Origin of the sequence: Halonatronum saccharophilum DSM 13868 (genome assembly GCF_000517025.1) — a bacterium.
Classification (GTDB): Bacteria; Bacillota; Halanaerobiia; order Halobacteroidales; family Halobacteroidaceae; genus Halonatronum; species Halonatronum saccharophilum.
Genome location: NZ_KI912094.1, coordinates 162,642 through 177,601 on the forward strand (window position 1 = coordinate 162,642; position 14,960 = coordinate 177,601).

General features: G+C 35.7%; 15 protein-coding genes and 1 riboswitch. All 15 genes read right to left on the minus strand.

All coding sequences use genetic code 11. The annotated features are described in order from the left end of the window. Positions 1–3: 3 nt before the first annotated feature. Positions 4–1,008: an aspartate-semialdehyde dehydrogenase gene (locus HALSAC_RS0104240; RefSeq protein WP_027339217.1), complete on the minus strand. Its 1,005-nt coding sequence runs from the start codon at positions 1,006–1,008 to the stop codon at positions 4–6. A gap of 213 nt (positions 1,009–1,221) precedes the next feature. After that, entirely contained in the window at positions 1,222–2,013 is a 792-nt protein-coding gene (gene dapB, locus HALSAC_RS0104245) for a 4-hydroxy-tetrahydrodipicolinate reductase (RefSeq protein WP_027339218.1), read from the minus strand. A 167-nt stretch (positions 2,014–2,180) separates the two neighbouring features. Continuing rightward, positions 2,181–2,774, minus strand: coding sequence for a dipicolinate synthase subunit B (locus HALSAC_RS0104250; protein ID WP_027339219.1), 594 nt, complete (start codon positions 2,772–2,774; stop codon positions 2,181–2,183). A gap of 235 nt (positions 2,775–3,009) precedes the next feature. Beyond that, entirely contained in the window at positions 3,010–3,891 is an 882-nt protein-coding gene (gene dpsA / locus HALSAC_RS0104255; protein WP_027339220.1) for a dipicolinate synthase subunit DpsA, read from the minus strand. An 80-nt stretch (positions 3,892–3,971) separates the two neighbouring features. Next, positions 3,972–4,766 carry a 4-hydroxy-tetrahydrodipicolinate reductase gene (gene dapB, locus HALSAC_RS0104260; protein WP_027339221.1) on the minus strand — a complete coding sequence of 265 codons (795 nt, stop codon included), beginning with the start codon at positions 4,764–4,766 and terminating at the stop codon, positions 3,972–3,974. Positions 4,767–5,027: 261 nt separating this feature from the next. Next, positions 5,028–5,199: riboswitch (Lysine riboswitch) on the minus strand. Between the two features lie 70 nt (positions 5,200–5,269). Further along, complete coding sequence (locus tag HALSAC_RS0104265; protein WP_051412074.1) at positions 5,270–5,788, minus strand: hypothetical protein; 519 nt, start codon at positions 5,786–5,788, stop codon at positions 5,270–5,272. Between the two features lie 83 nt (positions 5,789–5,871). After that, positions 5,872–6,147, minus strand: a complete 276-nt coding sequence (locus tag HALSAC_RS0104270) for a YlmC/YmxH family sporulation protein (RefSeq protein ID WP_027339223.1) — start codon at positions 6,145–6,147, stop codon at positions 5,872–5,874. 173 nt (positions 6,148–6,320) lie between these two features. Next, positions 6,321–6,971, minus strand: coding sequence for a phosphate signaling complex protein PhoU (phoU, locus tag HALSAC_RS0104275; RefSeq protein ID WP_027339224.1), 651 nt, complete (start codon positions 6,969–6,971; stop codon positions 6,321–6,323). A 122-nt stretch (positions 6,972–7,093) separates the two neighbouring features. Further along, a complete protein-coding gene (pstB, locus tag HALSAC_RS0104280) occupies positions 7,094–7,858 on the minus strand; it encodes a phosphate ABC transporter ATP-binding protein PstB (protein WP_027339225.1) in 765 nt (254 codons plus the stop codon). A 239-nt stretch (positions 7,859–8,097) separates the two neighbouring features. Further along, positions 8,098–8,994, minus strand: coding sequence for a phosphate ABC transporter permease PstA (pstA, locus tag HALSAC_RS0104285; protein ID WP_084804324.1), 897 nt, complete (start codon positions 8,992–8,994; stop codon positions 8,098–8,100). Next, complete coding sequence (gene pstC, locus HALSAC_RS0104290; RefSeq protein ID WP_245579425.1) at positions 8,994–9,902, minus strand: phosphate ABC transporter permease subunit PstC; 909 nt, start codon at positions 9,900–9,902, stop codon at positions 8,994–8,996. The genes pstA and pstC overlap by 1 nt, the downstream gene beginning before the upstream one ends. A gap of 121 nt (positions 9,903–10,023) precedes the next feature. Further along, entirely contained in the window at positions 10,024–10,941 is a 918-nt protein-coding gene (locus HALSAC_RS0104295) for a PstS family phosphate ABC transporter substrate-binding protein (protein WP_035571280.1), read from the minus strand. 370 nt (positions 10,942–11,311) lie between these two features. Next, positions 11,312–12,250 carry a PstS family phosphate ABC transporter substrate-binding protein gene (locus tag HALSAC_RS0104300; RefSeq protein WP_027339229.1) on the minus strand — a complete coding sequence of 313 codons (939 nt, stop codon included), beginning with the start codon at positions 12,248–12,250 and terminating at the stop codon, positions 11,312–11,314. 151 nt (positions 12,251–12,401) lie between these two features. Beyond that, entirely contained in the window at positions 12,402–14,171 is a 1,770-nt protein-coding gene (gene pnpS, locus HALSAC_RS0104305) for a two-component system histidine kinase PnpS (protein ID WP_027339230.1), read from the minus strand. 23 nt (positions 14,172–14,194) lie between these two features. After that, a complete protein-coding gene (locus HALSAC_RS0104310) occupies positions 14,195–14,887 on the minus strand; it encodes a response regulator (RefSeq protein ID WP_027339231.1) in 693 nt (230 codons plus the stop codon). Positions 14,888–14,960: the final 73 nt, after the last annotated feature.

A 14,960-nucleotide genomic window follows, 5' to 3' on the forward strand; every position in this document is an offset into this window, starting at 1 on the left:
AGATTAATCTTCGATCAACCTTTTAGCTATCTGAACTGTATTTAAGGCTGCTCCTTTTCTTAAGTTATTAGCTACAACCCACAAATTCAATCCATTATCTATCGTATAGTCCTCTCTAATTCTACCAACTAAAACATCATCTATCTCTTCAGAATCTACCTGCATTGGATATGATAAATCCTCTGGATCATCAACAACCTTAACTCCTGAAGTCTGATCTAACAATTCCTTTACCTCTTTAACAGATAACTTCTCTTTAGTTTCTATATTGATAGATTCAGCATGACCATAAAAGACTGGAACTCTAGCAGCAGTAGCAGTTACCTTTATACTATCATCACCCATAATCTTCTTAGTCTCATTTACCATCTTCATCTCTTCCTTAGTATAGCCATCATTGAAGAAAATATCAATATGTGGTAAGACATTGAAAGCAATTTGATGAGGATAAACATTAGATTGAGCTTCCTTCCCATCTAAAATTGCTCTAGATTGCTCCTCTAACTCATCCATAGCAGCCTTTCCAGTTCCAGATACTGCCTGATAAGTTGATATTACAAGCCTCTCAATTCCAACTCTATCATAGATTGGTTTTAGAGCTGCTACCATTTGAATTGTAGAACAATTTGGATTTGCGATTATACCTTTATGCTTAAAGATATCTTCAGGGTTGACCTCAGGTACAACCAAAGGAACCTCTTCATCCATTCTAAAAGCACTACTGTTATCTATAACAACTGTTCCTCTCTTTACTGCTTCTGGGGCCAACTTCTTGCTCGCTCCAGCCCCAGCACTAAATAAAGCAATATCCACCTCTTCAAAGGCTTCAGGAGAACTAACCTCCACTACATAATCATTACCTTTACAAGAGATAACCTCACCAGCAGAACGCTCTGTTGCCAACAACTTCAAATCATCAAAAGGAAAATCCAACTCCTCCAAAATACTTAGCATTTCACGACCTACTGCTCCAGTTGCACCTACCACCGCTACATTACACCTCTTCATAATAAATACCTCCCAAGTTTTTTTATATTGTTTATTCGTATATATTAATGTTAAAATGATACTTCATAGTAATATAGTGGTACTTTCTAAATTGATAATTGAAAGTGGATAATTGATAGTTAAGATCGAAACCTTACAAGAACTTTAGGGTTTAGAGTTTAAGGTTTTTAACTATCAATTATCAATTGACAACTATCAACTGAAACTATATTACTATATATCAATTAAATTCTCCAACCCATAAACCACACCTTCAACACCGTCTATCTTCCTAATGGCAATCTCAAGGCCTGGCATAAAGGACTCACGGCTGATGGAGTCAAATCTTATTGTTAATCTTTGACCTAAATCACCAAAGATCACTTCTTGATGGGATACAAAACCACCTAGTCTTACACTATGAATTCTTATCCCATCCTTATCTCCACCACGTGCCCCTTTAATAGTCTCTAAACCTTCTTTACTATCTTCCTTTAAAGAACCTTTTTTACTTATTGCCTCTACTGTCTTAAGAGCTGTTCCAGAAGGAGATTCGGCCTTATTCTTATGATGAAACTCAATTACCTCAACCCCCTCCATAAACTTAACTGCTCTTTTAGCAAAATCCATCATTAAAACAGCACCAATAGCGAAGTTTGGAGATATGATAACACCACTTTCAATCCCCCTATCCATTAAAGCTTCTAAATAATCATCTTCAATACCTGTAGTTCCTACTACAATGTCTACACCCTCTTCAATAGCGCATTCTATATTATTAGCAACAGCTTCTGGGGTACTAAAATCTACCACTAGATCAGCCCCAGTCTTGTTGACAGTCTCACTTAAATCATCACTTATCTTTATACCATCTCCATCAAGGGCCAACAACCTATAAATATCCTTTCCAACATTTATTATATCAACTGCTCCAACTAATTGAAAATCATTTTTTTTAAAGATCATCTTAATAGCCTCTCGCCCCATCTTACCATTGGCCCCACTTACAACAATTCTCTTAACCATCTTAGACCCTCCTTGGCTTAAATAGTTAAGCTATCAGTCGTCAGCAGTCAGCTCAAACCCTTTGACTATTTTCAAAACTATTTTTTATAAGCACAGGATTAGTAATTAAGAATAATTAAGTTATTGATTTTAACTGAAAGCTAATAGCTGAAAGCTGACAGCTTTTCTCATATCCCCATATACTCAATTATAACTGGTTGTAACTGTTTGCCTTTCAAAGCATAATCAGTAGTATCTATCACCAGATCCATCCTCGATACCCAAGATTTAGGTTTGTTGACTGCATCATCTTGACCTAAGGGGACAAGATATATATTTGGAGTATTGATAACTTCTCCTATATTTTTAGCATTGTTCCCCAAAGCATCATTAGTAGCAATAGCCAAGACAACTGGCTTTTCATTCCTAAGTTGAGCTTTAATAGCCATAGTAACCGCTGTATCGGTAATGGCATTGGCAACCTTAGCAGTTGTATTACCTGTACAAGGGGCTACAACCATTATATCAAATAAAGCCTTGGGCCCAATAGGTTCAGCCTCTGGTATGGTAGTTATCGGTTCATTACCAGTTATCTCTATAACTTGAGATCTCCACTTTTCTGGATTACCAAACCTAGTTTGGTGGGTCTGAACAGCCTCAGAGAGAATTGGAGTTACGTTGGCTCCTTTATCTACAAACTCCTGCATAATTGGCATAACTTTAGCCAAAGTACAGTGAGAACCAGTTAGGGCAAAACCGATACTCTTTCCTTCAAAACTCATGATAAGCACCTCCTAAATAATTAGTCAGTACTCTCATTTCATTTAAGTTTACAATATACGATTTTCGATTAAAGGGGATTAAAGTTATCTATAGCTTTAAAAAATAAATTCTCTTTACTATATAAGTTAAGCTTTTTTACTTTATAAAGATACTGAGACTTATTTCTAACACTATAAGCAGAGAGCACTCTTGACTCTAAACAATATTAACCTCCAAAACAAAACCTCTAAAAAACTACTCCTTTATAATACGGGGGATAATATCACCTAATATCCTTCCAGCACTCTTAGGTGCAACCTTTCCTGGTAACCCTAGGGCCAACTCTGCCTTAATCCCTAAGTTTTGAGCAGCATCAAAATCTGTACCACCAGGATAAGATGCCAAATCTATAATTATCCCTTCAGGGTTAACCTTTTCCAACCTCTCTTTGTCTAATATCAAAGCTGGAACTGTATTGAAGATAAAGTCACCTTCACCTAGTAACTCATCTAAATCATTAAAGTGAACAGGTATAAGACCCATCTCTTCTGCTCTAGCTAAATCTTTAGGCTTTCTTGCCACCCCATAGGTATTACTACCTAAAGCCTTTAACCTTCTAGCTAAAGCTAATCCTACCCTACCCAATCCCAAAACAAAGGAATTATTCTTATGTAAAGTTATTGGCATCTCTTGCATTGCTATCTCTATGGCTCCTTCTGCAGTTGGAATAGCATTTAAGATAGCCACTTCATCTAATGCCGCCAGTTCAATTAATTCTATTTGGTATTTTTGGCACCAAGCTTTTATTTTATCCTTGGCAAAGCCAATAAAGAACTTAGTCCCTGGCTTTAAGGTAGCAAAAAAATCTTCAGTTAATACTACATTTTTATCTTCAAAGGTCTTCTTAATCTTCAAATTTTGATCAGTTCCTGTCATAGGGGCAATTACAACATCTAATTCTTTACTTAAATTCATCAAAGAATCCACAAAGATAACTTCATCTTCTTTAAGGCCCTCAAGCTGTCCTAGAACTTCTAAAGAAGCTCCTTTCTTTAAAAGAATAGATAGCAACTCTAGCTCTCTATCATCTCCTCCTAAGAAACCAACCTTCTGACCTTCCAAGTTGATAACACTCATAGCTGATCCCCCTTTCTTCCCCTTAGTCAATATTATTATATGTTTAGAGCTTTCAGTAGTGCTTGTCTTATAAGATTTTTTTAAAATTCTATTAAATTATCTAACCCATATACTAAACCATCTACTTCATCTAGCTTCCTAATTGCCAACTCAACACCTGGCATAAAAGATTCTCTACTAATAGAATCATGCTTGATACTTAAGGTCTGTCCTAAACCTCCAAAGATGACCTCTTGATGGGCAACAAGACCTGGAAGTCTTACACTGTGGATATTGATACCATCATGATTTGCACCACGGGCCCCTTTTATCTTCTCAATAACCTCCAAGCCTTTTATCTTTTCATCTAAGTTATCACTAATCAATTCAGCAGTTTTAATAGCCGTTCCTGAAGGTGCATCAAGTTTATTGTCATGGTGAAGCTCAATTATCTCTACTCTTTCCATAAACTTAGCAGCCCTCTTAGAAAATTCCATCATTAAAATTGCTCCAATTGCAAAGTTTGGTGCTACAATAATATTAGATTTTCCTTCTTTATTAAGATCTTCAATCTTAGTCAAATCCGCCTCTGTAATTCCTGTTGCTCCAACTACAATATCAATCCCCTTAGCAATGGCTGTCCTAACATTATCCATAACCACCTTTGCTGTAGTAAAATCAGCTAAAACATCTCCTTTAGTCTCCTTTAAAACCTCTTCTAAGTTACCTTTGATAATTACAGGATCTTCTTTTAAAGATAAAATACTATGTATATCCTCACCAACCCCATTTATATCAACTGCACCCACCAATTTAAAATCATCCTTCTTACTGATCATCTTTACAACCTCTTGGCCCATCTTACCATTGGCCCCAGTTACTATTATTTTTTTCATTTTCCTTATTCCCCCTTTACAGTTTATAGTTTACAGTGTACAATTTACAATTAAATAGTAATATAGTTACAGTTGATAATTGTCAATTGATAATTGATAGTTAAAAACCTTAAACACCAAAGTTCTTGTAAGGCTTTGACCTTAACTATCAATTATCCACTATCAATTATCAATTTGAAAAGTGAAACTTTATTACTAAACATAAAAAAGCGATTGGCTATATATAATTATATACTACCAATCGCTTTAAAGTTCTAAAGTGATTAAGATAGCACTCCACTACTTTAGTGGCAGTCCTGTGCTTATTCAGCCCAGACCCAACTTCGCCCAGCTGCTAACCGCTACGAAATTTCGGCAGTAATCCCTTTTATTATAGTTCATTGCCAGCTAGCTCACTATAATTACTGATAATCACTGCACCTCAATCTTAGTCTATTATTCATTTATTATATTTTCTAATATTTCTTTCTTTTTGTCAAGGTAAATCCACAATTAACACCCTGCTATTTTCCTAGAGTTACGTCATATGCTCCAGAATCTTTTAAAACTGAAGTCACTTCGTTTATTTTTTCCTCTTGGGCATCCTCCACACCTACTAGAATACGACCACTCTCTAACTCATTTGCATACCTTTGTCCAGTCTCTTCATCCATTCCATAATCAACCAAACCTCCTGCAACTCCTCCAGCTGCTAATCCTGATAGACCAGCTGCTAATGGACCTGCTGCTAGGATTGGCCCTAAACCTGGTACAGCTAATAGACCTGCACCTGCTAAAATACCAGCGATCCCTCCTATTGCACCACCTGTTGCAGTACCATCAGCTATACTATCAGTACCTCCCATTTCTCTTCCGGCTTCAACATCTGCACCCTCCTGGTGCTTTGCCACTAGAGAGATTCTATTCTCTTCTACCCCTAGCTCCTTCATAGCTTGAACGGCACGTTCTGCTTCCGCCTTGTCTCTAAATAATCCTAATACCTTTGGCATATTCTTAGCTCCTCTCATTAAAAATCTTGGCATACTCTCGCTCCTAACTATTATAGTTCTAGAACTACAGTTATATATTAACCATATTGAATAGTTAATATTCTAAGTTTTAAAAATCAGTATTCTAGCCTAGGAGAATAATCTTCATACGCCTCTTCTTTGATATCTACAATAATAACTTCAGATCCAATTTTTACAACTGCTTCCCATGGGATCATAAGATATTTTTCTTGACTAAAGAAGCTTAAAAAATTACCATGATTAGGTATTATAATAGATTCCAAATTTCCAGTCTCCTTATTGACGATTAGATCAGCTTGTGAGATCATTCCCAGCCTACCGCCATTATGGATATTTATAAGTTCTTTTCCTTCTAATTCACTTAAGTTCATAATTACTCCCTCCTGCATAATATTAGTAATTATATTTTATGCAGAAGAGAGAGATAATAGTAATATAGTTGCACTTTGTGCAACTATATTACTATATTATTTAACTTTAATAAAAAATAGTGGAGTAATTGTGATATCACAATTACTCCACTATAGATTCTATTAATAGATAACTAATAACTAACTCTATCAGCTGTTGCGATATAGACTACTCTTTCACAAACATTAGTGGCATGGTCACCTATTCTTTCAAGATATCTACTTACAAAGATCAATCTATTCCCTTGCTTTATAGCACTATTATCCTCTATCATATAGGTCAATAGTTCTCTTAAAATTTGATTGTCTAAATCATCTACCTTATCATCTTGCTTTCCTACCTCTTCTGCTTTAACTTCATCTAAATTAACAAAGGAATCTAAAGATTCCCTAACCATCCCTTGGACTATCTGGGCCATCCTTGGTATATCGACTAAAGGCTTTATTAAATTATCCTCTGATAACTCTTTGGAAATCCGTGCGATATTTTGGGCCAAATCTCCCATTCTCTCTAAATCAGTAGCAATCTTGGAAATCATAAATATTTGCCTTAGATCCTTTGCTACAGGCTGTTGTAGTGCCGTCAATCTGACAGATTCCTTATCTATCTTAATCTCATACTCATCTAGAACATCATCATTATCGATAACCTCCTGGGCCAACTTCCTATCTTGTTTCTCTAATGATAATATAGCTTTATAAATAGTCTCCTCTACTATGCTACCCATCTTCAAGATATCTTCATTTAAAGCCTCTAATTGCTGTTCAAAGTGATTTCTCACCATCTTCTTACCCCCTCTTCAATATTAATTTAGAGTGTACAGTTTACAGTTAATCTTTTTAATAATTCAATCTTCTTTTAATTTTAAGCTTTTACTGATTCTTAAAATAAAGCTCCGCTTTATTTCTACCCAAACCTACCTGTAATATAGTCCTCGGTCTTCTTATTTTCTGGTTTTTCAAAGATATTTTGGGTTAAGCTATGCTCAATTAAATCCCCCATTAAAAAGAATGCAGTATAATCAGAGATACGAGCAGCCTGTTGCATACTATGAGTTACAATTACTATAGTATATTCTTTTTTTAGATCCTCTATCAAATCCTCAATTTTAGCTGTAGCAATTGGATCTAAAGCTGAGGTTGGTTCATCCATTAAAAGCACATCTGGATTAACTGATAAAGCTCTAGCTATACATAATCGCTGTTGTTGTCCCCCAGAGATCCCCATAGCCGACTTATCTAATCGATCCTTTACCTCATCCCACAAAGCAGCCTGTCTTAAACTTTTTTCCACAATCTGGTCTAACTTATCTTTATCTTTAATACCGTGAGCCTTTGGCCCGTAAGCTACATTCTCATAGATAGATTTTGGAAAAGGATTAGGATCTTGAAATACCATCCCGATTCTCTTTCTTAAATTAACAACGTCAACACACTCATGATATATATTCTCACTATCAATCAAGACCTCTCCATCTACCTTAGTTCCAGCTATTAGATCATTCATCCTATTTAATGTCCTTAAGAAGGTTGACTTACCACATCCAGAAGGGCCAATAAATGCCGTAACCTTATTCACTGGAACTTCTAATGATATATTCTCTAAGGCTTGAAAATCACCATAATAAAAGTCTAAATCATTGACTATAATCTTCTTCTCTAAATTCTCCATCCAAATACCTCCCTGTACTTTATAGTTGAAAGTTTATAAATCTATAGAAATTATTAAAAATCTAAAATCAAAATATTTGGCGCAGATTAGCAAAGATCAAACCCGATTAAATCTGATTTAAACCTTTTTTATTTTTAATGATTTAATCAGATTTTATCATCTTTTATCGGATTTAATCTGCGTCTATTCCTTTGATCTTTATCATTTTAAAACCTCAAAAACACAAAAATTATAAATTATCAATGTTTATTTCTAAATTTAGACCGTATAAAGATAGCCCCTAAGTTCATAATCAGAACTAAAGAGATCAATACTAGTGCAGTTCCGTAGGCTATTGGCCTTACCATCTCTATATTGCTATGTTGAGTTGACATAATATAAAGGTGATAGGGCAGAGCCATAAATTGGCTTGATAGTGAGCTTGGTATTCTTGGTAGTGAATAAGCTGCACCGGTAAATAGTATTGGAGCGGTCTCTCCTGCTGCCCTTGATAATCCCAATATAGCCCCTGTCATAATACCAGAAATAGCATGGGGTAGAACATTGGTCTTTATACTATGCCACTTAGAGACCCCCAAAGCTAGAGCTCCATGGCGATAAGAATTAGGTACTGCTTTAAGAGCCTCCTCACTTGCTGTAATGGTTACTGGCAAGGTCATCAATCCTAGGGTAAGACCTGCCGATAAAATTGAAGTTCCAAAAGCAAAACGCCTAACGAATAAAGCCACACCAAAGAGCCCATATACTACTGAAGGAACCCCTGCTAGATTTCTGATGGCCATTCTGATAATTCTAGTTCTCTTTCCCTGTTTTGCATACTCATTTAAATAGATTGCTGCAAATACACCGACGGGTACTGCAAAGACTGCTGTCATCATGGTTACAAATACCGTTCCAATAATAGCAGGCCAGATACCACCTTCAGTCATCCCTCTTCTGGGAGGCTGGCTTAAAAATTCCCAACTAATTACACCTATTCCTTTACTTATAATGTCATAAATAATAACTGCTAAAAGGACTAGTATAATCAAAACAGATATCCTTAAAATCCCAAACCCAATCCTTTGTTTAATATCTGCACTTTTATGACTATTTAAATTACAATTAACCAACGACTTTTCTTTAGCTTTTTTCATTATTCACCCTCCCCATATTTATGGAGTACTATATCTGAAACTAAATTAACCAAAAATGTCATCATAAATAGTACTGCTCCTATAGCAAATAAAGAGTGATAATGGGTGGTATTATAAGGAACCTCTCCCAACTCTATTGCTATTGTAGCAGTTAACGTTCTGATCGAAGTAAATATTCCTTTAGGAAAAGCTGTTGCATTACCGGTAGCCATTAAAACGGCCATAGTCTCACCTATAGCCCTACCCATCCCTAACATAACAGCTGCTGTAATCCCTGATAAAGCAGCAGGGATGGTAACCTTAATTAGAGTATGCCACCTATTGGTTCCTAAAGCCAATGAGGCTTGTTTATACTTATCCGGAACCGAAGATATGGCATCCTCAGATATACTTACAATAGTAGGAATTGCCATAATCCCTAGTAATATTGAGCCATTGATAACATTAAGACCATTGCTTATATTGAAAAACCTCGCAATAGCCGGTCCAACAAGGACTATACCTAAAAAACCGATAACTACCGATGGAATACTAGCCAAAATCTCAATAACAGGCTTTAATATTTCCCTTTCTTTCCTCCCTGCAATCTCAGCTAAATAAGCTGCTGCTGCAATTCCAACTGGAACAGAAAATAATAAAGAACCAATGGTAACTGCCAAGGTACTAACTACCATACTAACTATTCCATAACCAGATTGAGAATAAGAAGTAGGGTTCCAACGAGTTGATGTTAAAAATTCTACTATACTTACTTCTTTGAAGGTAGGATAACCTTCTCTTATTAATAAAAAGAATATTCCTAGTAAAATAAAGACTGCTAAAATACCATTTAAAAAGAAGAATCCTTCTATCCCCTTCTCTTTATACTTAAGCCACTTATTCTCTTTTACAATATCTGTATTCTCCAATTAAATCCCCCCCACTTTATAAAGTTTACAGTGTATAATTCACAGTTTACAATTATGAATTAAATTCTTGAAGGTTTGAACTATATATTGTACACCGTACTCTGTAAACTAAAATAGATTCTTAGTTTCCTAGTTGTCTTTGATTAAACTCTCTAAACTCTGGGCTTACTGGGTAGAAACCAGTTTGAACTCCTACCTGTTGGCCCTCTTCACTTAAGGCAAAGTTAATATAATCTAATTGAGCCCCCTCTGGATTACCGTCTGTATAATTGTATAATGGACGAGCAATTGGATACTTACCGCTCTCCACATTCTTTGAATCTAAAGGATTAACGTATTTTGAATCTTCATCTGCTGCCATGCTAAGAACATTTAACCCACTTACTACATGATTATTCTGATCTACTGTATATCCAATACCACCATATCCTATAGCAAAGCTATCATTTCTAACACCTTCAATAATCTGAGCTGTTCCATTCATCTGCCTTACCTCATCAGAGAAATCTTCCTTGACTACATTATCTCTAAAGTAAACATAAGTTCCTGAGTTACTCTGCCTTCCATACATATTAATCTCTCCATCTGAACCACCTAACTCTGACCAGTTGGTGATATCCCCTCTAAAGATTGCTCCTACTTGATCTATTGTTAACTTTTCAACCCCTACATTCTCATTTACAAATACTGCTAGTCCATCCATAGCAATGACTATCTCGAAGGGATCTACTCCATTATCATTGGCTTGTTCAATCTCTGAATCTCTCATTGCCCTTGAAGAGTTGGCAATATCAACCCTATTATCTATCATAGCTGCGATTCCAGTTCCTGAACCCCCACCAGTTACTGATAATGTCACTTCATCTTGCCTCTCCATATATGCCTCTGCTAAGTTCTGTCCAAGGTTAACCATTGTATCTGAACCTCTTAGCTCTATATGAGTGTCATCTCCACCTTGACTACCACAACCAACCAATAAAATTCCAACTAAAATTACAGTTATTAATGCAAATAAACCTCTCTTATTAAAAGATTTCATCTTCAATTATTCCTCCTGTTACTTATATTAGTTTTAACGTCAATTAGAGTATAGCACCCCACTGTTACAGCTAGATTAACGAATTGTTAAAACTGTGTTAACAAAATGGAATCAAGAATCAGTAAGTGAAGCTTTATTACTAGCTATGAGCCATGTGCCGTATGCTATGAGCTAGTTCAAAACCATAAGACCAAGGAACCCAACCCCTGTATGATAAGGTTTTGTAAAGTTTTTGATTTTGATTTTAGCTAACGGCACAAAGCACATGACTCATAGCTAAGTGGCACGATAGTGCCACTTAATTACTATAAAGTTTTAGGTGACGGATATCCGCCACCTATTTATTCTTTATTCTGTTCTTCTTTGACTATTATTTGGGCATATTCTGCTCATTGATTCTTTGGAACTCTGGGCTAATTGGATAGAATCCAGTCTCAACAGCTACTTGTTGACCCTTATCGCTCATTACAAATTGAAGATATTCTAATACTGCTCCAGATGGCTCCCCATTTGTATAGTTATTTAAAGGTCTAGCCAATGGATAAGCACCTGTTGCTACATTTTGTGCATCTAATGGAGAAGCATACTCTGAGTTCTGGTCTAATGCTACATCAACTATCCCTAAACCGTCTCTCTCATTTCCACTGTCATCTACTGCATAACCTATACCTACATAACCGATTGCTGAACTATCTGCTCTAACTGCCTCTACTATCTGGGCAGTACCATTCATCTGCCTCTTAGCATCAGAAAAGTCATCCTTAACTACATTCTCTCTAAAGTAAACAAAAGTTCCTGAGTTGCTCTGTCTTCCGTACATAGTAATCTCCATATCTGGTCCACCTAGCTCACTCCAGTTGGTGATATCCCCACGATAGATAGCACCAATTTGATCAAGAGTTAGATTTCTAACTGGGTTACTGTCATTTACGATAGCAGCCAAACCATCCATTGCAATTATATACCTATAAACCTCTACACCATTTGCTCTTGCTTGTTGAATCTCAGAATCACTCATATCCCTTGAAACATTAGCAATATCAATCTCATTATTAATCATAGCTGCAACTCCTGTTCCAGAACCTCCACCAGTTACTGATATATCATAGTCATACTCATCCATAAAGGCTTCAGCCAAGGCTTGAGAGATATTTACCATTGTATCGGATCCTCTAACCTGTGCATAGGTCTGCTCTGCATCTCTTCTAAAGAAGTTGAAAAAAGCATCCACCTCTCCACTCAAGCTGAATACAACTCCAACACTTAACATCAATACTAAAGCTAAAGTAAGACTTCTCTTCTTAAACATTAATAATTCCCCCTTAAATTTGATTGATTTTTATGTATCACTTTCAGCTACTTTAACAAGAGTATAGCATCTTATTATTACAGACAAATGAATATAATGTTAACATACTGTTAAAATAAAAAAGTATAAGTTTATCGCTTTTGCGATAAACTTATACTTTTGTTAATTCTATAATAAATTTAGTCCCTTTATCAACTTCACTCTCCACTTCTATCTTACCCTTATGGTCTTCAACAATATGCTTTACTATCGATAAGCCAAGTCCTGTTCCACCCAATTTTCTAGCCCTTGCCTTATCCACTCGGTAGAATCTTTCAAAGACCCTAGGTAGGTCTTTTTGAGGAATACCAATCCCATCATCCTCCACCTCTATGACTAAACTATTATCTTTTAGATAACTTCCTACCCTAACTTGCCCACCTTCTGGAGTATATTTTATAGCATTATCTACAAGGTTAATCAACAACCTAGATATCTGATCTTTATTCCCTTTTATCTGATAGTACTCATAAGAAAGATCAAGAACTATATCTATACCCTTCTTAGCTGCTTTATCCTCTAATAAGCAGATGGTATTGGCAATTTGAGTTACTATATCTATATCCTCTTGCACAAAATAATCACTCTTAGATTCAATCTTTGATAATTCTAGCAAATCACCTATTAATCGATCTAAACGATTAGTTTCCTGGCTTACTATATTTAAGAAGGAATCATAAGTCTCATAATCTGGCTTAGTATCTAAAAGGGTCTCTACATAACCTTTTATCGAAGTTAATGGAGTCTTTAACTCATGAGATACATTACCAACAAACTCAGTTCTCATCTGCTCTAAGCGCCTAAGCTCTGTAACATCCCTTAATACTCCTACAGCACCGACAATCATTTGTTGGCCCTTAATTGGTGCAATCTGCACCCTAAATATCCTCTTTTGTGGGAGTAATATCTCTATCTCTTCCATTATAAATTGATTGTCTCTAAGGTCTCTATTCATCAGCTCATCTAGCTTATGATTTTTAGTAACCTGGATAATTGATTTATTTAGAACCTCCTCCTCCTTAATACCAAATATCTTCTGTGCTGCAGAGTTAAAGAGGATTATCTTCCCTTTATTATCAATGGCAATCACACCATCACCGATACTTGTTACTATAGCCTCCACCTTATTCTTCTCATTTGATATCTCTTCAACCTTCTCTTTAACCTTATTGACCATATGATTAAACATAGAAGCAAGCCTACCTACTTCATCATTGGTATTAACCACTATATTTTGATCTAAGTAACCATTTGCTATCCGTTCAGCTGCCCAAGTGATGGATCTAATAGGATCAGTTATTTTAGTAATTAGCTTCAAAGCCAAGAATAAAGATATTAAAATTGCTATTATCCCAGCTCTAAATAAAACTACCCATATATCTATATATATATACCATAACTCCTCAAGGTTTATTGCTATCCTCAATATCTCTTTGGTCTGATTATCCCTAATTATAGGTATAGCTACATACTTCATCTCTCTATCTACTGTAGAGCTATACCTAATTTCCTTCCCTATCCCCTCTGTCAAAACCTCTTGAACTTCAGGTCTATAAAGGTGGTTCTCCATCCTTGCTGGGTCCTCTTGAGAGTCAGCCAAAACCTCACCTCTAATATCCATTACCGTTATTCTCTTCTCTAAATCTTCTCCATATCTATTTATTGATCTATTTAACTGCTCATAATCATCTTCTTTAAGTTGCTCTTCAATCAAACCAGATACTAAATTTAATTCTTTAATTAAATTCTCCTGAATAGTCTCTGTAAAGTAATCTTGCAATGACCTTTGTACAAAAAAACCAGCGAATATAAGTATTCCAAAGATCAATCCTATATAAACCACAAGAATCTTCCACTTTATACTTTCTAATTTTTCTAACATTATAAGAGCTCCTCACCTTAGTATTACAGATCCTTCAGCTTATATCCCACTCCCCTAACTGTTGAGATATAATCATCTTCACTCCATTCTTCAATCTTCTTTCTTAGCCTTCTAATATGGACATCTACAGTTCTGGTATCACCATGATAGTCATAACCCCAAATCTCTTGAAGAAGATAATCTCTAGAAAAGACTTGGCCAGGGTGCGATAAGAAAATAGCCATTAAATCAAACTCCTTTGGAGTTAAGTCAAGTTCATTACCTTTGATTTCAACCTTATACTTATCTAAATCTAATTGGAGATCCTTTACCCTGACTATACTCTTTTTAGTATTGTTCTTAGTATTGGCCCTTCTTAAGATAGCCTTAACTCTAGCAATTAACTCCCTAGGACTAAAAGGCTTGGTTACATAATCATCTGCTCCCATCTCTAGCCCTAATACCTTATCTAACTCTTCACTCTTTGCTGTTAGCATGATTATAGGAAGTTTAGAGTATTGATTATTACCCCTAATCTTACGACAGACCTCTAAACCATCGACCTTGGGAAGCATTAAGTCAAGAATAACTAACTTTGGTTTCTCTATATCTACCTCCTCCAAAGCCTTCTCTCCATCATAGGCTGCGATAACCTCATAACCTTCCTTTTCTAGGTTGAATTTAATAAGTTGTACTATATTCTCTTCATCATCTACTACCAATATCTTATTAGACATAAGTTATCCCCCGTTCTTATAATTTACTCCATTATATATTATTCTTATATTCTTGAGATTTAATTAATCTCCT

Bases quoted from the DNA above. Each gene is read 5' to 3' on its own strand.
- phoU (WP_027339224.1), bottom strand. From the start codon at position 6,971: ATGGTGAGAAATCACTTTGAACAGCAATTAGAGGCTTTAAATGAAGAT.
- pnpS (WP_027339230.1), bottom strand. From the start codon at position 14,171: ATGTTAGAAAAATTAGAAAGTATAAAGTGGAAGATTCTTGTGGTTTAT.
- HALSAC_RS0104265 (WP_051412074.1), bottom strand. From the start codon at position 5,788: ATGCCAAGATTTTTAATGAGAGGAGCTAAGAATATGCCAAAGGTATTA.
- dapB (WP_027339218.1), bottom strand. From the start codon at position 2,013: ATGGTTAAGAGAATTGTTGTAAGTGGGGCCAATGGTAAGATGGGGCGA.
- HALSAC_RS0104300 (WP_027339229.1), bottom strand. From the start codon at position 12,250: ATGTTTAAGAAGAGAAGTCTTACTTTAGCTTTAGTATTGATGTTAAGT.
- dpsA (WP_027339220.1), bottom strand. From the start codon at position 3,891: ATGAGTGTTATCAACTTGGAAGGTCAGAAGGTTGGTTTCTTAGGAGGA.
- HALSAC_RS0104250 (WP_027339219.1), bottom strand. From the start codon at position 2,774: ATGAGTTTTGAAGGAAAGAGTATCGGTTTTGCCCTAACTGGTTCTCAC.
- HALSAC_RS0104310 (WP_027339231.1), bottom strand. From the start codon at position 14,887: ATGTCTAATAAGATATTGGTAGTAGATGATGAAGAGAATATAGTACAA.
- dapB (WP_027339221.1), bottom strand. From the start codon at position 4,766: ATGAAAAAAATAATAGTAACTGGGGCCAATGGTAAGATGGGCCAAGAG.
- pstB (WP_027339225.1), bottom strand. From the start codon at position 7,858: ATGGAGAATTTAGAGAAGAAGATTATAGTCAATGATTTAGACTTTTAT.
- HALSAC_RS0104295 (WP_035571280.1), bottom strand. From the start codon at position 10,941: ATGAAATCTTTTAATAAGAGAGGTTTATTTGCATTAATAACTGTAATT.
- HALSAC_RS0104240 (WP_027339217.1), bottom strand. From the start codon at position 1,008: ATGAAGAGGTGTAATGTAGCGGTGGTAGGTGCAACTGGAGCAGTAGGT.
- pstA (WP_084804324.1), bottom strand. From the start codon at position 8,994: ATGAAAAAAGCTAAAGAAAAGTCGTTGGTTAATTGTAATTTAAATAGT.
- HALSAC_RS0104270 (WP_027339223.1), bottom strand. From the start codon at position 6,147: ATGAACTTAAGTGAATTAGAAGGAAAAGAACTTATAAATATCCATAAT.